General features: G+C 61.2%; 21 protein-coding genes. 8 read left to right on the forward strand and 13 right to left on the reverse strand.

The features are described from left to right. The first annotated feature begins 156 nt into the window (after window positions 1-156). Window positions 157-675, forward strand: coding sequence for a BA14K family protein (locus tag AC5I5B_RS14810; protein ID WP_003503093.1), 519 nt, complete (start codon window positions 157-159; stop codon window positions 673-675). Between the two features lie 58 nt (window positions 676-733). On the opposite strand, the gene AC5I5B_RS14815 is transcribed toward AC5I5B_RS14810, so the two are convergent. Then, a complete protein-coding gene (locus AC5I5B_RS14815; protein WP_035212536.1) occupies window positions 734-1,729 on the reverse strand; it encodes a transporter in 996 nt (331 codons plus the stop codon). A 222-nt stretch (window positions 1,730-1,951) separates the two neighbouring features. On the opposite strand from AC5I5B_RS14815, the gene AC5I5B_RS14820 reads away from it, so the two are divergent. The 3 genes from AC5I5B_RS14820 (at window position 1,952) to AC5I5B_RS14830 (ending at window position 4,912) form a co-directional block, all read left to right on the forward strand. After that, a complete protein-coding gene (locus tag AC5I5B_RS14820) occupies window positions 1,952-3,736 on the forward strand; it encodes an acyl-CoA dehydrogenase family protein (protein ID WP_099085610.1) in 1,785 nt (594 codons plus the stop codon). 10 nt (window positions 3,737-3,746) lie between these two features. Further along, window positions 3,747-4,505, forward strand: a complete 759-nt coding sequence (locus AC5I5B_RS14825) for a crotonase/enoyl-CoA hydratase family protein (RefSeq protein WP_111833671.1) — start codon at window positions 3,747-3,749, stop codon at window positions 4,503-4,505. Window positions 4,506-4,594: 89 nt separating this feature from the next. Next, window positions 4,595-4,912, forward strand: coding sequence for a hypothetical protein (locus AC5I5B_RS14830; RefSeq protein ID WP_003503086.1), 318 nt, complete (start codon window positions 4,595-4,597; stop codon window positions 4,910-4,912). Between the two features lie 113 nt (window positions 4,913-5,025). Here the strand turns inward: AC5I5B_RS14830 and AC5I5B_RS14835 are convergent, their stop codons facing one another. Both AC5I5B_RS14835 and AC5I5B_RS14840 read right to left on the reverse strand, forming a co-directional pair. Continuing rightward, the gene (locus AC5I5B_RS14835) at window positions 5,026-6,276 is read right to left on the reverse strand and encodes a class I SAM-dependent RNA methyltransferase (protein WP_111833670.1); all 1,251 of its coding nucleotides are present in this window, start codon (window positions 6,274-6,276) and stop codon (window positions 5,026-5,028) included. Next, on the reverse strand, window positions 6,273-7,025 hold the full coding sequence (locus AC5I5B_RS14840; RefSeq protein WP_003503077.1) for a TlyA family RNA methyltransferase: 753 nt from the start codon (window positions 7,023-7,025) through the stop codon (window positions 6,273-6,275). Before AC5I5B_RS14840 ends, AC5I5B_RS14835 begins: the two co-directional genes overlap by 4 nt. Before the next feature lie 273 nt (window positions 7,026-7,298). On the opposite strand from AC5I5B_RS14840, the gene AC5I5B_RS14845 reads away from it, so the two are divergent. Beyond that, the gene (locus tag AC5I5B_RS14845; protein ID WP_111833669.1) at window positions 7,299-9,320 is read left to right on the forward strand and encodes a methyl-accepting chemotaxis protein; all 2,022 of its coding nucleotides are present in this window, start codon (window positions 7,299-7,301) and stop codon (window positions 9,318-9,320) included. A gap of 82 nt (window positions 9,321-9,402) precedes the next feature. On the opposite strand, the gene AC5I5B_RS14850 is transcribed toward AC5I5B_RS14845, so the two are convergent. After that, a complete protein-coding gene (locus AC5I5B_RS14850; RefSeq protein ID WP_111833668.1) occupies window positions 9,403-10,365 on the reverse strand; it encodes a nucleoside recognition domain-containing protein in 963 nt (320 codons plus the stop codon). 120 nt (window positions 10,366-10,485) lie between these two features. Here AC5I5B_RS14850 and AC5I5B_RS14855 point away from each other — a divergent pair, with 120 nt between their 5' ends. Together AC5I5B_RS14855 and AC5I5B_RS14860 are read left to right on the forward strand one after the other, a co-directional pair. Next, a complete protein-coding gene (locus AC5I5B_RS14855; RefSeq protein WP_060726071.1) occupies window positions 10,486-10,938 on the forward strand; it encodes an Lrp/AsnC family transcriptional regulator in 453 nt (150 codons plus the stop codon). Window positions 10,939-11,028: 90 nt separating this feature from the next. Continuing rightward, a complete protein-coding gene (locus AC5I5B_RS14860; protein ID WP_495752746.1) occupies window positions 11,029-11,412 on the forward strand; it encodes an ACT domain-containing protein in 384 nt (127 codons plus the stop codon). Here AC5I5B_RS14860 and AC5I5B_RS14865 read toward each other — a convergent pair. Together AC5I5B_RS14865 and AC5I5B_RS14870 are read right to left on the reverse strand one after the other, a co-directional pair. After that, window positions 11,409-11,723 carry a putative quinol monooxygenase gene (locus AC5I5B_RS14865; RefSeq protein WP_003503068.1) on the reverse strand — a complete coding sequence of 105 codons (315 nt, stop codon included), beginning with the start codon at window positions 11,721-11,723 and terminating at the stop codon, window positions 11,409-11,411. The genes AC5I5B_RS14860 and AC5I5B_RS14865 overlap by 4 nt on opposite strands. Before the next feature lie 5 nt (window positions 11,724-11,728). Then, complete coding sequence (locus tag AC5I5B_RS14870) at window positions 11,729-12,520, reverse strand: helix-turn-helix domain-containing protein (RefSeq protein WP_060726073.1); 792 nt, start codon at window positions 12,518-12,520, stop codon at window positions 11,729-11,731. A 107-nt stretch (window positions 12,521-12,627) separates the two neighbouring features. Between AC5I5B_RS14870 and AC5I5B_RS14875 the strand changes: the two genes are divergently transcribed. Further along, window positions 12,628-12,990: a nuclear transport factor 2 family protein gene (locus AC5I5B_RS14875; protein ID WP_003503064.1), complete on the forward strand. Its 363-nt coding sequence runs from the start codon at window positions 12,628-12,630 to the stop codon at window positions 12,988-12,990. Window positions 12,991-13,032: 42 nt separating this feature from the next. On the opposite strand, the gene dxs is transcribed toward AC5I5B_RS14875, so the two are convergent. From dxs to AC5I5B_RS14910, 7 genes are all read right to left on the reverse strand, one after another. Next, on the reverse strand, window positions 13,033-14,952 hold the full coding sequence (dxs, locus tag AC5I5B_RS14880; protein ID WP_003503063.1) for a 1-deoxy-D-xylulose-5-phosphate synthase: 1,920 nt from the start codon (window positions 14,950-14,952) through the stop codon (window positions 13,033-13,035). A 99-nt stretch (window positions 14,953-15,051) separates the two neighbouring features. Further along, entirely contained in the window at window positions 15,052-15,975 is a 924-nt protein-coding gene (locus AC5I5B_RS14885) for a pirin family protein (RefSeq protein WP_111833667.1), read from the reverse strand. 101 nt (window positions 15,976-16,076) lie between these two features. Further along, window positions 16,077-16,331, reverse strand: coding sequence for an exodeoxyribonuclease VII small subunit (locus tag AC5I5B_RS14890; protein WP_003503059.1), 255 nt, complete (start codon window positions 16,329-16,331; stop codon window positions 16,077-16,079). A gap of 2 nt (window positions 16,332-16,333) precedes the next feature. Then, window positions 16,334-17,269 carry a histone deacetylase family protein gene (locus AC5I5B_RS14895; protein WP_080865922.1) on the reverse strand — a complete coding sequence of 312 codons (936 nt, stop codon included), beginning with the start codon at window positions 17,267-17,269 and terminating at the stop codon, window positions 16,334-16,336. A gap of 25 nt (window positions 17,270-17,294) precedes the next feature. Further along, on the reverse strand, window positions 17,295-17,858 hold the full coding sequence (locus AC5I5B_RS14900) for a biotin transporter BioY (RefSeq protein WP_003503057.1): 564 nt from the start codon (window positions 17,856-17,858) through the stop codon (window positions 17,295-17,297). Between the two features lie 5 nt (window positions 17,859-17,863). Beyond that, window positions 17,864-18,496: an energy-coupling factor transporter transmembrane component T family protein gene (locus AC5I5B_RS14905; protein ID WP_099085604.1), complete on the reverse strand. Its 633-nt coding sequence runs from the start codon at window positions 18,494-18,496 to the stop codon at window positions 17,864-17,866. Continuing rightward, entirely contained in the window at window positions 18,493-19,173 is a 681-nt protein-coding gene (locus tag AC5I5B_RS14910) for an energy-coupling factor ABC transporter ATP-binding protein (RefSeq protein ID WP_080865927.1), read from the reverse strand. Before AC5I5B_RS14910 ends, AC5I5B_RS14905 begins: the two co-directional genes overlap by 4 nt. Between the last annotated feature and the right edge of the window lie 17 nt (window positions 19,174-19,190).

Genomic DNA, 19,190 nt, shown 5'->3' on the forward strand with positions numbered 1-19,190 from the left:
GCGTGAATGGATCGTTAATGCTGGGTTCAGACGAAAACGCCTAGCCTGCAACCGGTAATGTTCCGGCCAGAACCGACAAACTGGCTGAGTAAGAAGAAAAAGGTGTTATTATTCACGTCCAACGGCCTGTCGACCGTCGTGAATGGAGGAAGTCAGATGAGAGACTATATGAAGAATATCTTGGCTGTCGGTCTTTCTGCGATCGTGGTAGCAGGAGCGATTGTTCCGGCAGAAGCAGCGATGCCACTACCAATGGCGCCGAAGAGTGTCGAGACGGTGGGCAACGACGCCAGCAAGAATATCGTGAATGTGCAGTACTGGCGCGACCGTCGCGACTGGGATGGCGGACGTCGAGGCTGGTATGGCGGCCATCGCGGCTATCGTGATTACCGCCCGGGTTATCGTCATCATGACGGTTACTGGTTCCCGCTCGCAGCCTTTGCGACGGGTGCGATCATCGGCGGCGCGCTGTCGCAGCCGCGTGAAGTCTACCGTCCGGTTCCCGAATATCGTCCGCGTCCGGTCTATCGCGAATATCGTCCGGTCCGCCGTGGCGGTATGAGCCAGGCGCATGTGAACTGGTGCTATGGCCGCTATCGTTCCTACGATGCCTATAGCAACACGTTCCAGCCTTACCATGGCCCGCGTCAGCCCTGCTATTCGCCTTACAGCTGATAGAATGTCAGGCTGAAATTGACAGAGCCGTCCGGTTACGACCGGGCGGCTTTTTACGTTACAGGATTCGTGCGCGCTTCAGCACGAACCAGGCGAGTGCAACCGAAATCACGATGAAGATGCTGGCCGACAGCGTGCCGCCGGTGCCGACGGTAAACGGCAGTTCATCCGTATTCATGCCGAAGAAACCGGTCACCAGCGATGGCGGCAGCAGGAATGCCGTCATCAGCGACAGGATATAAAGGTGCCGGTTGGTTTCGGACGAGAGTTTGGAATCGATTTCTTCGTGCAGCAGCCTTGCACGCTCCTGCAGGGCATAGACGTCATGATCGACAGCCTCAAGGCGGCCCATCAGGCGTGAGGCGACATCCTCGAAACCGTCAGGCATTTCGTCATCATCGGCGGCCGAAGCCCGCCGCATCAGCGTCAGCACGGTGCGCAGATGCCGGTGCAGGCGAACCACCGTGCGGCGCAGCGGGGCGAGCCGCCGCCGTTCGTCGCGTGTCTCGCTGTCATAGACCAGATCCTCGATGGCGTTCAGTTCCTCCGTCGTCTCCATCACCAGATTGATGAGCGAGCGCTGGAATTCGGCGACGAGGCCTTCGAACACATGTGACGGTGTGAGATAGCGGTTGGAATTCTTGTCGACCGCCGCCTTCAGCCGGTCCACCGAATGCAGCGGCTGCAGGCGGGTGGTGATGATGAAGCGGTCGCTTACCGCAAAATGCAACCAGCCGAAATCGCGCGTTTCCTTGTCGAATTCCCGCTGGAAATCGACCAGCGTGCCATAGAGCGATTTTTCATCGACCACGATGGACGGATGTGTCTCATGGGTGGTGAGGCTTGCGCGCGCTGCCGGATCGAGACCGTCGATGGTCTCGAGAAAACCCGCTACGCGCTGATCGGCGAGATTGAGATGCAGCCAGAAGAAGCCTTCGCACTCGGCCATTTCGTGAAAGCCCGCATCGGGTGCAAGCCGGCGGCACGGGGCTGTGCCGGGGTGGAATTGATAGGCCCAGACAAGGCCTGGAATAACTGGCGTTATGAGATCCATCGTGGCAGTCCTGACCGGCTGGATGGGAGGAGGGAGGCGCCCGTCGTTCCGGTGTGGGAGCAGCGGCGTCGTCGGGCGACTTTCAGCGCATGCTGAGCAAATTCATATGACAGTTTTATAACAATCCCGTCGAAATGACGGGAATTTTCAAATTGACGTTTACGTAAAAATCATTTAGCCCGAAGCCAGTAGCAAGATGCCAGAGCTTCGGGAGGAGGCAGCATGTATAGCGCGCCGGTGGATGATATCGCCTTTACACTCAAACATGTAGCGGGTCTTGGAGACGCGCTTTCAAAGGGTGTGCTTGGCGATCTCGGTGAAGACCTCGTGGATGCCATCCTGCAGGAAGCTGGCCGTTTCGCCACGGAACAGGTCGCACCGCTCGCCGATATTGGCGACCGTCAGGGCGCGAAGCTCGCCGACGGCAAGGTGACGACGCCTGACGGTTGGGCCGATCTTTACCGCCGCTGGGCGGAAGCGGGCTGGAACAGCCTGACCGCGCCGGAAGAGTTCGGCGGCCAGAACCTGCCGCATATGCTGAATGTCGCTGCACTCGAAATGTGGAATTCCGGCTCCATGGCCTTCGCGCTGGCGCCGACGCTGACCATGGGCGCGGTGGAAGCCATCGTCGCCCACGGCAGCAATGATCTCAAGCGCATCTATCTTCCGAAACTCGTTTCCGGCGAATGGACCGGCACCATGAACCTGACCGAGCCGCATGCGGGTTCGGACCTTGGCGTGTTGAAGACCCGTGCGGAGCGCAATGGCGACGGCACCTACCGCATCTTCGGCCAGAAGATTTTCATCACCTGGGGCGAACACGACGCGGCTGACAACATCATCCACCTCGTTCTCGCCCGCCTTCCGGATGCGCCGGCCGGCACGCGCGGCATCTCGCTGTTCCTCGTTCCGAAATTCCTGCCTGATGAAAACGGTGCGCCGGGTGGCCGCAACGACCTTTTCTGCCATTCGCTGGAGCACAAGCTCGGCATTCATGGTTCGCCCACCTGCACGATGATCTTCGGCGACGGGAAATTCGGAGATGAAAAGGGCGCTCTCGGCTGGCTGGTCGGCGAAGAGAACAAGGGCCTCGCCTGCATGTTCACCATGATGAACAACGCCCGCCTTGCCGTCGGCATGCAGGGCGTGGCGATCTGCGAAGCGGCGACCCAGAAGGCGATCGAATACGCCAGGGAGCGCACGCAGGGCAAGGCGCCCGGCTGGCAGGGCTCCGGCATGAGCCCGATTATCGAACACCCTGATGTCGCCAGAACGCTTCTGACGATGAAGGCGCTGACTCAAGGGTCGCGGGCGATTTCCTTCAGCTGCGCGCATGCCATCGATATGGCGCATGCGAGCGAAGACGCCCGGCAGCGCGCTCACTGGCAGGAGCGCGCTGCCCTTCTGACCCCGATCGCAAAATCCTTCTCCACCGATGCCGGTGTGGATGTCGCCTCCATGGGCATTCAGGTGCATGGCGGCATGGGCTTCATCGAGGAAACCGGCGCGGCGCGTTATCTGCGTGATGCCCGCATCGCGCCGATCTACGAAGGCACAAACGGCATTCAGGCCATCGATCTGGTGCTGCGCAAACTGCCGCTCTCCGAGGGCGCGCAGGTGCGCGGTTTCATCGCAGAACTGCGCGAGATCGCCGCCCGGACAGCCGCATCGAACCGCGATGATCTCGGTGAGACGGCCCCTTATCTTGAAGCCAGCCTCAACGATCTGGAAACGGCGACCGACTGGCTGCTGGACCGCATCAAGGCGGGCGAAACCGAAACGGCACTCGCCGGCGCGACACCCTATCAGCGCCTCTTCGGTCTGGCGCTGACAGGCGCCTATCTCGCCAAGGGCGCATTGGTCTCTGTCGATGATGGCAGGGGTGGGCATCGCGCCGCACTTTGCCGCTTCGCAGCGGAAAACCTGCTGGCGGAAACGGCGGCGCTGAAGGATCGCGTTATATCAGGCGCGGCAAGCCTTGCTGCCGCCCGCACCGTACTGGCTTGAGGAGGCTCAGATGTCGAACGATCATATTCTCGTCGAGCGGGTGGGTCATGCGCCGGAGGTTCTGACCATCCGCTTCAACCGGCCAGACAAGAAAAACGCCATCACCGATGCCATGTATCTGCGCATGGCCGAGGCCCTGCATGCCGCCAATGCGGATCCGGACATCCGCGTCGTTGCGTTTCTCGGTACGGAAGGCTGCTTTTCCGCCGGTAACGACATGGCCGATTTTCTCGCCTTCGCCATGTCGGGCGGTAAGGGCAAACTCGCCGCATTGGAACTTTTGAAAGCGCTCGTCGCCTTCGACAAGCCAATGGTATCAGGCGTGGACGGGCTCGCCATCGGCATCGGCACGACGCTGAACCTGCATTGCGACCTGACGGTCGCTTCCAGCCGTAGCCTGTTCAAGACGCCCTTCGTGGATCTGGCGCTGGTGCCGGAAGCGGCCTCCAGCCTGCTTGTGCCGAAGCTTATGGGCCACCAGCGCGCCTTTGCGCTGCTTGCCATGGGCGAGGGTTTTTCCGCCGAGCAGGCATTGCAGGCCGGGATGATCTGGAAAGTCGTCGCCCCCGAACATGTCGAAACCGAAACGCTGGCGCTTGCCACCCGCCTTGCCGCCAAACCACAGCAGGCGCTGAAGATCGCCCGCGATCTGGTTCGCGGCAACCCGGCCGATATTCTCGCCCGCATCGAAGAGGAAGGCCGCCATTTCATCGCGCAGCTGCAAAGTTCGGAAGCGCGAGCCGCCTTCGAGGCATTCATGCGTCGTTAAGTGTGCGGGCAGGAATTCCTTGCGGTTAAGCAACCGGGCAATATGGCTTGGGTTAGATAACGCAACGTCATTGTCCGAAGGCCACCCACATGCGTCACTTCGTTTTCGCCCTGACTGTCTTCCTATCCGCCGCGACGATTGCCGAAGCGGCGGCGATAACACGCGCTCCAGCGGCTTCCACCAACGACGTCATTCTGGCGCAGTCCACGGACGACGATAGCCCGAACTTCTATTCCGGCAATAACCGCGACCGCCAGCGCCGCGCGCGTTTCGTCTGCGTCATCACCCCGCCGGACAGCGCCAACCGCCGCCGGCCCTATATCTGCCCGCTGGAGCGCGGCCGTGTGGGCGGTGCCTGCCGCTGCTCGGGCGTGGTCGGCAACGGCACGGTCGATACGGCCTGGTAAGAGTGACCCCTCCGCCCTCATTCCTGTGACAAGCAAAGGAATGAGGGCCGTTGGAATTGCAGGCATATGAAGCGTTGCGTCAGCTTCGCTAAGCGGCTCTGCGCCCGGATTGCTTATTTCTCCAGCGTCGCCACCGCTTCCACATGCGGCGACCACAGGAACTGGTCAACCGGCGTGACGCGGGTGATGCGATAGCCGCCCTCGGTCAGGATGTCGAGATCGCGCGCAAGCGTCAGCGGGTTGCAGCTCACGGCAACGATCTTCTTCACCGTGCTGCGGGCCAGTTCCTTGCACTGGAATTCCGCACCGGCGCGCGGTGGATCGAATACGACAGCATCGTAATTCTTCAATTCGCTTGTCATCAGCGGCCGGCGGAAGAGATCGCGTTTCTCGACGCTGACCGGCTTCAGGCCCTGCGTGTTGCGGGCGGCGAAATCCAGTGCCTTCAACGGCTTGTCTTCCGCTTCCACCGCATGAACTCTGCCGACGCGCGCAAGCCGCAGCGCAAAGGTGCCGGAACCGCAGAACAGATCGGCAATGCGTTTGGATTTGCCGATATGGGCAAGCACCAGCTCGGCCATGGCGTCTTCCGCCTGCTTCGTCGCCTGCGTGAAACCGCCGGCCGGCGGCGAAACGGGAACACCGCCGAATTCGATGATCGGCTTCTGCGGTTCGATCAGGATTTCGCCGGCAAGCGAGACGCGGGCAATGCCGCGCATGGCCAGCACTGTTTCCGTGAGCGTGCGCCGCTGCTTGTCATTGACCGACTTGATGCCCTCGACGGAAATATCGAGACCGGAGAGCGTTTCGAGAACGGTGATGCGGAACGGCTCGGCGTTCGCCACCATGGAAAGGCCGATGGCGCGGATGGCGTCCAGCCGCGAGACGATGCCCGGCGAGGTGACGGGACATTCCTCGATGGCGACGATGTGATGGCTGTTTGCCTGGCTGAAGCCGAGCAGCAGGCCCTTTTCCGTCTTGCGGGCGGCGAACACCGCGCGGCGGCGTTCGCCGGGGCGACAGATGACAAGATCGTCCACATCAGGCGTCAGGCCCTTCGATTTCAGCGCCGAAACCACCAGCTCCCGCTTGTAGGCATGGTAAGGCTGATCGGAAAGATGCTGCAGCGAACAGCCGCCGCAGGTGCCGTTCTTGCCATCGGGACCGAAGTGGCGGCAGGCAGGTTCACGGCGCTGCGCCGAGGCTTCCGTTATCGACATGACGGTGCCGTGATCCTTGACCTTGGCGATGGCGACCGTTTCACCGGGCAGCGCGAAGGGCACATAGACCGGGCCGTCGGGACAGTGCGCGATGCCGTCGCCCTGCGCGCCGAGGCTCTTGATGGTGACGGTCTGTGTACTCATGGCTTTTCGCCTCCGAGAAGAAATTCGATATTGCCGTCACCGCCGGAAATCGGCGAGGGAATGAGGCCAAGGCTTTTCCAGCCCATGTCCTCCGTCAGCCAGCGTTCCAGTTCGGCGGCCACGGCAGGCGCGGTTTCCGGCTCCTTCAAAAGCCCGGCCTTGCTGATGGCGTCGCGGCCCGCCTCGAATTGCGGCTTCACCAGCAGGACAGCCAGAGCGCCCGATCCAGCAAGCTCAAGTGCCGGGGCAAGTGCGAGCTTCAGCGAAATGAAGGACACGTCGGAGACGATGAAACCGATGGCCCGGTCATCGATATCCTCTGCCGTCAGGTAGCGCGCATTCAGCCCTTCCAGATTGGTCACACGCGGATCGTTCTCGATCCTTGGATGCATCTGCCCGTGCCCGACATCGATGGCGGTGACGTGTTTAGCACCACGATGAAGCAGCACCTCGGTAAAACCACCAGTCGAAGCGCCGACATCAAGACAGTCATGGCCCTTCGGGTCGAGCCGGAAATGATCGAGCGCGGCTGTCAGCTTGAGGGCGGCGCGGGAGACGTAAGCCTGCGCGGGATCGCTGATGGCGATCTCGGCATTGCCGGCGACGGTCTGGCTCGGTTTGGTGACGGTCTTGCCGTTGACGCTCACGGTGCCGCGCGCAATCGCGTCGCGTGCACGCGAGCGGCTGGCAAAGTGGCCGAGCGACACAAGAAGCTGGTCAAGCCGTTCATTTTCAGATGTTTTGGACATGGTTCCGTGTCAATGACCGCCAAACTCCGCCGATGCAAGCGATTTATCGCCGGGACGGGCCGGCAATGCCCGCTGCCGGCCATAATGGCGATGTTGCACCGCAAAGTCAGAATGTTCGATTAATCCAATATAAAGGCTTGTATAGCACTTTGTGCGCAAGGCCCGTGCGGCCACCGGAACCTGCCATGACGGCGTCTCCTCCCATCCACAAAATTGCGACCGTTGCAGCGCAGACGCTTGCTTCGAGGCATCAGGTCGCCGAGAGAGTTTGCGATGTCGCTGAAAAATCTCCCCATTAACCTGAAGCTCATAGCCACCTTCTGCGCCCTGATGAGTGTGTGTCTGCTCGCGTCTGCGGTCGTATTCTGGCAGACGCTGGGGAGCGAGCGTGTCACGATCGAAAACAACCGCACCAAGGATATCATCCAGGCAGTGGATGGCGCGACGGCCGCCATGCTGGAACAGGCCGTCAACCAGCGCGGCTTCCTGCTGTTCCGCAGCGACAGCACCTATAATGATGTGTTCGCCCAGCGCGACCTGATGCTGAAGAAGCTCGATGAAGCCCGCACGCTGGCCGTCGGCCGCCCGGACATCCTGAAATCCATCGACGACATGCAGAAATCCGCCACCGTGTTCTTCAAGGAACTGGCGGAACCGCAGATCGCTGCGCGAAAGACGACGGAAGCGCCGATTTCCGAAATCATCGAGATCGGCCGCAATCAGGCGAAGGGCCAGCTCGATGGCTTCCGCACCTCCGCCGCCAAGATCAAGGAACAGCTGAACGGCCTGTCCACCGCTTACGCGGCGGAACAGCAGGCAGCGGCATTGAACCTTAAATATGCGCTTCTGGGTGGCGGCGCGGTTGCCGGTCTTCTGGCCGTTGCCCTCATCTGGGCTCTGTCGCACTCCATTGTCACGCCGATCGTTGGCATGACAGCGGCCATGAGCCGTCTCGCCGATGGCGATCTGGCGACGGAAGTGCCTGCCACGGATCGTGGCGACGAAGTCGGCAAGATGGCGAAGGCCGTTCTCGTCTTCAAGGAAGCCGGGCTGGAAAAATCCCGCCTTGCCGGCGAGACCGAGCGCATGCGCTCCGCCACCGAGACCGAACGTCGCCGCAACGAGGAGGAAAAGGCGCGGGACGAAGCCGCCAGCGCCTTCGCCAGCGCCGAGCTTGGCAAGGGCCTTGCCGCTCTTGCGGATGGCGATCTTTCCTATCGCATTGAAACGCCTTTTGTGCCTGCCATCGATCCGGTGCGCCTCAATTTCAACAGCGCTGTCGACAAGCTGCAGCAGGCGCTCAAAACCGTTGGCGAGAACGCTGCCGCCATCAATTCCGGCGCTTCGGAAATGCTCTCCGCTGCCGACGATCTGTCGCGCCGCACCGAGCAGCAGGCTGCCTCCATCGAGGAAACCGCTGCAGCCCTGGAAGAAGTCACCACCACCGTGCGCGATAGCGCCCGCGGTGCGGAAGATGCCGGTAATCTGGTCCAGCGCGCCCGCGCCGGTGCGGAAAAGTCCGGCGTCGTGGTCCGCAGGGCGGTTGCCGCCATGCGCGAAATCGAGAAGTCCTCAGGCGAAATCGGCAACATCATCGGTGTCATCGACGATATCGCCTTCCAGACCAACCTGCTGGCGTTGAACGCCGGCGTGGAAGCCGCCCGCGCCGGTGATGCCGGCAAGGGTTTTGCGGTGGTTGCGCAGGAAGTCCGCGAACTCGCCCAGCGTTCCGCCAATGCCGCCAAGGAAATCAAGACGCTTATCGGCGCTTCCAGCCAGCAGGTGGAAAACGGCGTCAATCTTGTCGATGAAACCGGCAAGGCGCTGGAACTCATCGTGGCGGAAGTCGAAGAGATCAATGCTCATGTCAGCGCCATCGTCGTTGCTTCCCGCGAACAGGCAACCGGCCTGCAGGAAATCAACACGGCCGTGAACACCATGGATCAGGGCACGCAGCAGAATGCCGCCATGGTGGAACAGCAGACCGCCGCCAGCCATTCGCTGGCCCGCGAAGCGGAAGCGCTGAACAGCCTGCTCGGCCAGTTCAGGATGGGTGGCGCGCGCGCTGCCGTTGCGAGCGCCGGCGGCTATTCCGCGCCGCGCCAGTCTTCGGCAAAGCCTGCCTTCCAGTCAGCACCGGCCGCGCCGGTTCGCAAGGCTCCGGTAAAATCGGCCTCCACAACCGCAAGGCCCGTCGCTTCGCCGGCCCGTGCGCTCGGCCAGAGCCTCGCCCGCGCCTTCGGTGGCGCTGCCGAAGCACCGGCCGCGAAGGATCAGGACTGGACGGAGTTCTGAGCCTGGCTTTCAGAGTGAACCTATGAATTGGGGGCCGAAAGGCCCCCTTTTTGCATCGGCGTTTTCAGGCGGGTAACGCCGCTTATGTGCCCTGTAGCCGGAACATCCGCGTAAAGAACAGCTCATCCGACAGGCGGTGAAGCAGGGCGGCAATGACGGCGGTTGCGGCAACAGCGAAAACGAGGCGTCCGGCCAGAACGCCATAGACATCGGCGCCCAGCGACATCACCACGAGCGTGTCTTCAATCACGCTATGGGCAAAACCCATGAACACACAGGACAGAAACACCTGACGCGGTGATATCGTCCCCGATTGCGCCTCGCGGATCAGGAAGCCGGCGCCGTAGGAAATTCCCAGGAACAATCCGATGGCGGTGAGATGTTCGGCCTCGCCGCGAATGCCCGCAAGACGCAGCAGGGGCGAAAGCGCTTTCATCATCAGCGCCAGGAGGCCGGTGAGCCTGAGGATTTCAAGGCAAAAGGAAAGGGCAAGCAGGATGACGAGCATCCAGACCATGGTTTCACCGAGACCGAGGAAATAGGCGGTCCATTCAGGCGTGGCGCCCATCGCAATCCAGGCAGGGTTTGCCGGGCCTGACAACCATCCCGTCGCTTCCAGAAGCTGGTGCAGGAGAAAGGCATAGAGCAATCCGCCGCCGACGCGCAGCGCCGTGGTGACAATCATGCCCGGTCCCGCCTTTTCAATGATCTTCTGTTCGATGGGCAGGCCATGGGCGAACAGGATGAGCGCCGAAAAAACGGTGATATCAGCAACGGTGAGCGACGACGCGGGTACAAGTGTGAAGATGAGCGGCACCGCACCCCATATGCCGACCAGCATTGCGGTCAGCCAGGCAAGACCGAGTTCCGGCGGCAGGCCGATGAGGTTCATGACCGGCGCAAAGGCAGGCGCCACCGCCTCGATCGCGCCCATCCTCGACAATAGCTCGGTCAGAATGGCGATTGGAACCGTGATCCGCACAAGCACCCAGTAGATTGCTAGCGTTTCCCGCGTTTTTTGCCAGACGGGCAGGAAAAGTGACATGTGAAGGCTCCCTGAAGATTGTTCCCATTCACTAATCCCGGCCCGTTCGCATTTGTGGTCAAAGATTGCAGTTTCATGCAATTTTATTGCAAATGTGTCAGCCGGCGATATGCTGCCGGCATGGACAGGATTGACAGGAAACTTCTGAATCTCTTGCAGGGCGACGCCTCGCGCACCAATGTGGATATGGCCGATGAGGTCGGGCTGTCCCCGTCCAGTTGCCTGCGCCGCCTGCAGCGGCTGCGCAAGTCGGGCGTGATCGATCGCATTGTGGCGATCCTTAATCCCGCAAAGGCGGGGCGGGTGATCAAGGCTCTGGTGACGGTGGAGCTGAAATTGCACGGCGAGCAGCATATGCGGCGCTTTCTGGATATTGCGAGCGCCGAAGAGGCCGTGTCGCAGGCCTATGCCGTCACCGGCGCATCCGATGTCGTGCTGATGCTGCGCCTGCGGGATATGGAAGAGTTCGATGCCCTGTGCGACCGGTTGTTCCGCGACCAGCACAATGTGGCGCGCTTTTTTACCATGGTCGTTATCAAGACGGCGAAAGAAGAAACGGCCATCAGGCTTTGAAACTGATGGCATTGCATCAGGGGGAAGCGTTTAATCATTCCCTTTAACCCAAAGAAAGCCGTGTCTGGCTTTCGGGAAGGCAGTTTTCAGATGACGCCTCGCGTTAAGTTAAGACTTCTGGATGGCGCCTATGGCGTGGCCTGGCTCCATGCCGATGCATCCATTCCAGCCTGGGTCGATGGCGCAGGTTTTCTCAGCATCAGCCGGACCGATGACGAGCTTTCCGTCGTCTGCCGCCAGGAGCGAATCCCTGATGATGTTCAGGCCGATACCGGCTGGAACTGTCTCAAACTTCAGGGTCCGTTCGCCTTTGATGAGACGGGCATCGTTCTCTCGGTGATCGAACCGCTATCGACCAACGACATAGGGATATTCGTGGTTTCGACTTTCGATGGCGATCACCTGCTGGTGAAATCGAAGGATCTGGAGAAAGCGCGCGAGCTGCTGGCAAATGCAGGACATTCACTCGTCTAGGATTTGTGAGCATGATCCGCGCGCATGGGGTGCCAGACGGAAATATCGCGCGGGGCATCCAGAAGATCGGGCAGGGCGTCGTGCCATGCCTGCCGATAGGGCCGGTGAATCTGAACGTCGATGACATCCTGATGGTCGCTCCAGGTCTCATGCAGCAGGAAGCGGTTCTCGTTTTCACCATCCCGGTGCAGGGTTGCGTTCACGAAGGTCTTTTCGTGCCGCATGGCATCAAGCAGCGCATTCAGTAATTCGAGAAAGCGGTCGCGCTGGCCGGGACGGACCTGAAATCCGATGAGATAGGTGGTGTGCACGGGTGTTACTCCTTGGCGCCTTGCATCAGTGCTTCGCGGGTTGCCGCGTCGGCGGGGTAAAAACACTCCAGCACGAGTTCGGCCAGTGTGACGTCTGTCGCCGTTCCGAAAACCGTGGTGGTTGAAATGAAGCTCAATATGCTGCCCGAAGAGGGATCACGGAGCTGGAGCGGTATGGCCAGAGGATCGGCTCCGGCATGGGACGAGGCCTTTGGCGCGGGATAGGCCGCGAGCTCCGCATGCAGCCGAGAAAGCACCTCGTCTCCCGTTTCCTCGACCTGACGGCGCAGGCGTTCCAGCAGGTGATGACGCCACTCGGCGAGATTGACGATGCGCGAACTCAAACCCTGCGGATGCAGGCTCAGCCTCAAGGCGTTAAGCGGCGGGCGAAGCAGTTCCTCGGAAACACCGGCCAGAAGCGATGTGATCGCCCCATTGGCGAGAACGACGTTCCAGTGCCGGTCGACGGCAAGGGCGGGGAAGGGCATATGCCCATGCACCACGGTTTCGACGGCCTGCCGGGCCGCCGTCATATCAGGCGCATCCATCGGCCGTTCGGAATGGATAGGCGCATAACCCGCTGCCAGCATCAGCCGGTTGGCGGCGCGGGCGGGCATCGAAAGCTGCTCCGCCAGTTTCGCGAGCATGTCGCGGCTGGGGGATGATCGCCCACTTTCCACAAAGCTCAGATGGCGCGCCGATATTTCCGCCTCAATCGCCAGATCGAGCTGGCTCAACCTGCGGCGGGCACGCCATTCCTTCAGCACTTGGCCGACATGTTCTCGATGATGCGTCATGCCCCGCAGCCTAGCAGAAGATATCGGCAATGCGATTACCTCCGAGGTAATTGTTCCGCTTCCCGACACCCGTCATGTTTGGGCCGTCAACCACAAGGAGCGCAATCATGACGCAGCATCTCGCAATCGCCGAAACCTATCTCGCGGTCTGGAACGAGGAGGACAATGAACGCCGCAGGCATCTCGTCGGTCAGGCGTGGTCGGAAAATACGCGTTACGTCGATCCGCTGATGCAGGGCGAGGGGCAGCAGGGAATTGCCGCGATGATCGAGGCGGCGCGGCAGAAATTTCCGGGATATCGTTTCGTTCTTGCCGGCACTCCGGATGGCCACGGCGACTTCACCCGTTTCTCATGGCGTCTCATTTCGCCTGACGGGGACGATGTGGCCGGCGGTACCGATGTCGTCAGCCGTGATGCCGAGGGGAGGATCGAAAACGTCGTCGGTTTTCTCGATGGCGCGGCATCCTGAGGCAGAGGCGGGATAGTCCCGCCTCCCGTCCCGGCAATCTTGTCAGCCGGCGAAACCGACGCCGGCCTGACGCTGGCCGAGCGCATTGAACACGGTGGACACGATGCCGGCCCGGTCGAGGCCGGCATTGGCATACATGGTCTCGGGCTTGGCCTGCTCCACCCACTGGTCGGGCAGGGTCAGCGTCCGGACCTTGGGGCCGTGGTCGAGCAATCCGGCGCTTGCCATGAAATGCAGCACATGCGCGCCAAAACCGCCGACTGAGCCTTCCTCGATCGTCACCAGCACTTCGTGATGGGCCGCAAGCTGGCGGATGAGATCGAGATCGAGCGGCTTGGCAAAGCGCGCATCGGCAACGGTCGTCGAAAGTCCGGCGGCATCAAGATCTTCGGCGGCTGCAAGGCATTCCGCAAGCCGGGTACCGAAGGAGAGCAGCGCAACCTTGGTGCCTTCCTTGATGATGCGGCCCTTGCCGATCTCAAGGATTTCACCGCGTGCGGGCATCTCGACGCCCACACCTTCGCCGCGCGGGTAACGGAAGGAAATCGGGCCTTCGTCATAGGCTGCCGCCGTGCGTACCATATGTTTCAGTTCGGCCTCGTCGGCCGCCGCCATCACCACCATACCGGGCAGGGTGGCGAGGAAAGTGGTGTCGAAGGAGCCGGCATGGGTCGGTCCGTCAGCGCCGACGAACCCGGCGCGGTCGATCGGGAAACGTACGGGCAGGCTCTGGATCGCCACGTCATGCACCAGCTGGTCGTAACCACGCTGCAGGAAGGTGGAATAAAGCGCGCAGAACGGCTTGTAGCCGTCAGCCGCAAGCCCCGCCGCGAAGGTGACAGCGTGCTGTTCGGCAATTCCGACATCGAAGGTGCGGGACGGGAAAAGCTCGGCCATCTTGTCGAGGCCGGTACCATTCGGCATGGCGGCGGTGACGCCGATGATCTTGTCGTCGAGGGTCGCTTCCTGGATCAGCGCTTCGGCAAAGACGCTGGTATAGCTCGGCGCATTCGGTTTGGCTTTCGCCTGTGCGCCGGTGATGACGTCGAACTTGTTGACGCCGTGATATTTGTCCGCAGCCGCTTCCGCCGGCGCATAACCCTTGCCTTTCTGCGTCACCACATGGATGAGGACAGGGCCTTTCTGGTTGTCGCGCACATTGCGCAGCACCGGTAGCAGGTGGTCGAAGGAATGGCCGTCGATCGGGCCGATGTGATAGAAACCGAGCTCCTCGAACAGCGTACCGCCGGTCACATAACCACGCGCATGGGTCACGGCGCGGGTAATGGCGCGGTCGATGGTCTTGCCGAGATAGGCTGTGAGCTTCTTGCCGAAATCACGGAAGCCCATATAGGTGCGGCCGGAGGCAAGGCGGGCGAGATAAGCGCTCATCGCGCCCGTCGGCGGTGCAATCGACATGTCGTTGTCGTTGAGGATGACGATCAGCCGCGCGTCGAGCGCGCCTGCATTGTTGAGCGCCTCGAACGCCATGCCGGCAGACATGGAACCGTCGCCGATGACGGCGATCACCTTGCGGTCGCTTTCGTCGAGACCCGCCGCCACCGCCATGCCGAGACCGGCGGAAATGGAGGTGGAGGAATGGCCGGCGCCGAAATCGTCATATTCGCTTTCGGCCCGCCGGGTGAAACCGGAAAGGCCGCCTTCCTGGCGCAGCGTGCGGATGCGCTCGCGACGGCCGGTCAGGATTTTGTGCGGGTAACATTGGTGGCCGACATCGAAGATCAGCCGGTCCTCGGGCGTGTTGAAGACCTTGTGGATGGCAATCGTCAATTCCACCACGCCAAGGCCGGCACCCAGATGGCCACCGGTCTTCGACACGGCGTCAATCATCTCGTCGCGCAGTTCCCGTGCCAGTTCCGGCAGGTCGCGATCGTCGATCTCCTTGAGATCGGAGGGAAAATTCACCCGGTCGAGCAATGGGGTCTGGGGCATTCCGGTCAATCGTTCGGCCTTTTCTCGTGGTCAGCGGGGGGCGCCAGAGCGTCTTTCATAGGGAAAGCCGACGGTCCATTCCTGCATGTCGTACACTTCTATAGAATTTCAACCTTCCGGCAAAGGGACAAACTCTTCTTCGTCGCCGGGAACGATATCGAAGCGTCCGGTTCTCCACTCCTGTTTGGCCTGTTCTATGCGTTCTTTTGATGACGAAACGAAGTTCCACCAGATGTAGCGGCGCTGATTGAGCGCGGCCCCACCAAAGATCATGATGTGACAGCCATTGCTGCCGGCCTGAAGCGTGATGTCGTCACCCGGCCTGAAGACGAGCAACTGGTTGGCGGCGAAGATATCGCCTGCCACATCGAGCGAACCGGAGAGAATATAGATCGCCCGCTCCTCATGATCGGCGGAAAAGGGAAACTTCACTCCCGGCTCCAGCGTCAGATCGACATAAAGCGTATCGGTAAAGGCCGAAACGGGGGAGGTAAGGCCCTCGAATTCGCCGATCACCACCCTACCGGAAGCGCCTTTGATATCGATCAGCGGCATGTCTTCCTTGGCGGTATGGGCAAAGGCCGGGGCGATTTCTTCCATATGGTCGGGCAGGGCAAGCCAGGTCTGCAGGCCGGACATGGAAAGCGGATGGCCGCGCAGGTTTTCCGGCGTGCGTTCCGAATGCACGATGCCGCGCCCGGCGGTCATCAGGTTAATGTCTCCGGGGCGAATGACGAGTTCGGTGCCGAGACTGTCGCGATGCTTGATTTCGCCGTCGAACAGATAGGTGACGGTGGAAAGCCCGATATGCGGATGCGGCTTGACGTCCAGCGCATCACCAGCCTTCAGGATCGCCGGTCCCATGCGGTCAAAAAAGATGAAGGGGCCGACGAGACGACGCTGCCGGGTCGGCAAGGCGCGGCGCACCGCAAAGCCGCCAATATCGCTGGTGCGCGGAATGATGAGGTTTTCGATGGCGTCGCAGGCAAAGGCATCACCCGCGTCGGGATCGTTACCGGGAAAAAAGGACATCGCAAGCTCCTCGTATCGTTACACGAAAGCTTAGCACGAACGGAACGGGGTGGGAGCGCCGTAATGGTGAACGCAGCGTCACACCGTTCAACAGGACGTGTTTACTCGCCGTCGAGAGGCTCGACGCCCTGCGGTTTTCCGGCGCGATCGAGACGGATTTTCTCGATTCGCTTTTCCGCAGCGTTCAACAGCGTTTCGCAGTGCTTCTTCAGGGCTTCGCCACGCTCGTAGATGGCGATGGATTCGTCCAGCGCCACGTCTCCGCGCTCCAGGCGTGCGACAATGCTTTCCAGCTCGGCGACGGCTTTTTCGAAGGAATAACCGCTGACATCGGCTGTGTTGGCATTTTCCGTCATGTTCAACCCTTCATCATTCTCAATATGTGCATGGCTGCCGATTCCGCCAGCCCTTCCAGATCATAACCGCCTTCAAGCAGGCTGACGACCCGGTTCGATGCGTATTTATCGGCCATTTCCAGAAGCCGGCCCGTCGCCCAGTCGAAATCCTCACCCACCAGATTGATCTGCGCCAGAGGATCGCGGTGATGCGCGTCGAAACCAGCGGAGATGAGGATGAGGTCAGGCGAAAAATCGGCAATGGCCGGCAGGACGCGGGATTTGAACGCCTCGCGAAAATATTCGCTGCCGGTATTGGGCGAAAGCGGGGCGTTGACGACGTTGTTCTTCACGCCGGTTTCGTTTTTGTCGCCGCTCCACGGATAAAGCGGCATCTGGTGGGTGGAACAGAACAGCACTGATGTGTCGTTCCAGAAAATATCCTGCGTACCGTTGCCGTGATGCACGTCCCAGTCGATGATGGCGACGCGCTCTGCCCCGTGCGCCTTCTGCGCATGGCGGGCGGCAATTGCCACATTGTTGAAAAGACAGAAACCCATGGCCTTGGCTGTTTCGGCGTGGTGGCCGGGCGGGCGGGCCGCGACGAAGACATTGTCGGCAGCGCCGGTAAACACGTCGTCCACCGCCGCCATCGCCGCACCGATGCCGGTCAGCGCCGCCTGCAGGCTTTTGCGTGATACATAAGTGTCGGCCTCGACGCGGTTGATCTCGCCATCCTCTTCAGGGATCTGCCGCATGACGGCAAGCAGGTGCTCCTCCGGATGCGCCAGCAACACCGCGTCTTCATTGGCCTGAGGCGCTTCTCTGCGGATCAGGCGCTCGAAATTCGGATGTTCGAGCGCGATGTTCAGAGATCGCAGGCGATCCGGCCGCTCGGGGTGGCCTTCGGGCGTGATATGCTCCAGGAAGATCGGATGTTCGTATAAACGCGTCGCCATTCTTTTCCTCCCGAAGAAAGTGTGTTCAGGCGCGCTGCGGCAGAAGCGGATAACCCGCCATCACGGCGCGGCCGGCCAGCGCTGCAAGCACAGCCTTCAGCGCATCGCCCGGAATGAAGGCGAGCGAACCCATGAAGGCCTTTTCGAAACCAAGACCGACGACCAGCGCCAGATAGGTGATGCCGAAAGCATAAAGCACGATCACGCCGCCGATCAGGCTGGCGATGAAAAAGCCGATGCCCTGTGTCAGGGCAGACTGGCTGCGATTGACGAGTTTTTCCGAGAGCGTGCCGGTGACGAAAACCGCCGCGATCCAGCCGATCAGGAAGCCCGTCGTCGGCGTGGTGAAGATGGAAAGGCCGCCGCGTCCGCCCGAAAGCACCGGCAGGCCGATGGCGGCAATCAGGATTGTCAGGAGAACCGCGAGCGTACCGCGCTTTGCGCCGAGGACGACGCCTGCCAGCATGACGCCGAGCGACTGCGCGGTGATCGGCACCGGAATGAAACCGAGCGTGATCGGCGGCAGAAGCCCGAGTGCGATGATGATGGCGGAAAACAGCGAAATCAGCACAAGGTCGCGGGTCGTCATGACGCTCAAAACTCCGGATGGTTATCTGGCCGCAAGCTTTGGCCTCTGAAACCGCGCGCGTCAATGGCGTCGGCGATGGCATCGGCATCCTTCAACGTCATAATGACGAGCGGCACGATGGTGGTGGCCATGCGCACCGGCAGGCCGCGCGCCCGGTGCGCATCGCGCACCGCATGGTAGCGGTTGACGATCTCAGGCACGAACCGCACCACCAGACCGACGGCAAGTCCGATATCGGCGGCCTTGACCAGCCCCAGCCGTTCCAGGGGGGCCGCGGCACGCGTAATCTCGTCCATGAATTGCGAAATGCTGACGGTGATGGTGACGGCGGTGGCAAGCAGCGCGAGCGCCGTCAGCCGCAGAAGATTGACACTCGCATCATGGGCTGGAAGCAGGAGATAGCTGAAACCGGCGACGAGGAAGATGGTCAGCATCACCGGCCGCAGCCGCAGGCCGATCTCGTGGAAGGGCAGGCGTGTCTCGCGCAGGATGGCGGCGGCGAGAACCACGGCGCATCCCAGAAGCGGCAGATCGCGGGTGAGGAACAGCGCGATGCTGAAGCCCATAAGCGTCAGGAGCTTGACGGGCGGCGAGACGCGGTAGAGCCAGCCGGTGCCTTCGACATGCAGCGATTTCATCGCGATGCCACCTCCAGATAATGCGCAACCGCCTCTTCGGGGCCGGCATCGGCAACCAGCGCGCCTTCATGGAAAACCAGCACGCGGTCGAAGCCTGCAACCAGCGACAGGTCATGGGTGATGACAACAAGCGCCTGCGACAGCGCCGCCATGGTTTTTTCAACGATAGTACGGTTTTTCAGATCAAGCTGGTTGGTCGGTTCATCGAGAATTAGGATTTGCGGATCGGTGACCAGAAGGGCGGCAAGCGCTGCAAGCTGCAGTTCTCCGCCGGAAAGCTCATGCGCGCGCCGCTCTTCCAGATGGGGAATGCCGAGCCGCGCAAGAACGGCCTTCACCCGGTTTTCGGTTTCCGCCCTGCCGATGCCGAGCCGCTTGAGGCCGAAGGCGACATCGTCGCGCACGATCGGCAGGATGATCTGGTTCTGCGGATTCTGGAAGATGAAGCCGACCGTCTGCAATACCGCTTTGGCGTCGCTCACGGTGTCGAGACCGTTTACCGAAACCTTGCCCGCACTCGGCTTGTTCAGCCCGTTGATCAGCCGGGCAAAGGTGGTCTTGCCGGAACCATTGAGGCCGATCACGCCGATGCGCCGTTCCGTCAATGTCACAGACAGCGGCTGCAGGGCCTGCCGGCCCTCGAAAGCGACACCGGCGGCATCGAAACGGATTTCCAAGCTTACATCCTCGCGCT

It is taken from the genome of Agrobacterium sp. (assembly GCF_059499945.1).

Coding starts and splice junctions, on each gene's coding strand:
- AC5I5B_RS14810 (WP_003503093.1), top strand. CDS start 157: ATGAGAGACTATATGAAGAATATCTTGGCTGTCGGTCTTTCTGCGATC.
- AC5I5B_RS14815 (WP_035212536.1), bottom strand. CDS start 1,729: ATGGATCTCATAACGCCAGTTATTCCAGGCCTTGTCTGGGCCTATCAA.
- AC5I5B_RS14820 (WP_099085610.1), top strand. CDS start 1,952: ATGTATAGCGCGCCGGTGGATGATATCGCCTTTACACTCAAACATGTA.
- AC5I5B_RS14825 (WP_111833671.1), top strand. CDS start 3,747: ATGTCGAACGATCATATTCTCGTCGAGCGGGTGGGTCATGCGCCGGAG.
- AC5I5B_RS14830 (WP_003503086.1), top strand. CDS start 4,595: ATGCGTCACTTCGTTTTCGCCCTGACTGTCTTCCTATCCGCCGCGACG.
- AC5I5B_RS14835 (WP_111833670.1), bottom strand. CDS start 6,276: ATGAGTACACAGACCGTCACCATCAAGAGCCTCGGCGCGCAGGGCGAC.
- AC5I5B_RS14840 (WP_003503077.1), bottom strand. CDS start 7,025: ATGTCCAAAACATCTGAAAATGAACGGCTTGACCAGCTTCTTGTGTCG.
- AC5I5B_RS14845 (WP_111833669.1), top strand. CDS start 7,299: ATGTCGCTGAAAAATCTCCCCATTAACCTGAAGCTCATAGCCACCTTC.
- AC5I5B_RS14850 (WP_111833668.1), bottom strand. CDS start 10,365: ATGTCACTTTTCCTGCCCGTCTGGCAAAAAACGCGGGAAACGCTAGCA.
- AC5I5B_RS14855 (WP_060726071.1), top strand. CDS start 10,486: ATGGACAGGATTGACAGGAAACTTCTGAATCTCTTGCAGGGCGACGCC.
- AC5I5B_RS14860 (WP_495752746.1), top strand. CDS start 11,029: ATGACGCCTCGCGTTAAGTTAAGACTTCTGGATGGCGCCTATGGCGTG.
- AC5I5B_RS14870 (WP_060726073.1), bottom strand. CDS start 12,520: ATGACGCATCATCGAGAACATGTCGGCCAAGTGCTGAAGGAATGGCGT.
- AC5I5B_RS14875 (WP_003503064.1), top strand. CDS start 12,628: ATGACGCAGCATCTCGCAATCGCCGAAACCTATCTCGCGGTCTGGAAC.
- AC5I5B_RS14885 (WP_111833667.1), bottom strand. CDS start 15,975: ATGTCCTTTTTTCCCGGTAACGATCCCGACGCGGGTGATGCCTTTGCC.
- AC5I5B_RS14890 (WP_003503059.1), bottom strand. CDS start 16,331: ATGACGGAAAATGCCAACACAGCCGATGTCAGCGGTTATTCCTTCGAA.
- AC5I5B_RS14895 (WP_080865922.1), bottom strand. CDS start 17,269: ATGGCGACGCGTTTATACGAACATCCGATCTTCCTGGAGCATATCACG.
- AC5I5B_RS14900 (WP_003503057.1), bottom strand. CDS start 17,858: ATGACGACCCGCGACCTTGTGCTGATTTCGCTGTTTTCCGCCATCATC.
- AC5I5B_RS14905 (WP_099085604.1), bottom strand. CDS start 18,496: ATGAAATCGCTGCATGTCGAAGGCACCGGCTGGCTCTACCGCGTCTCG.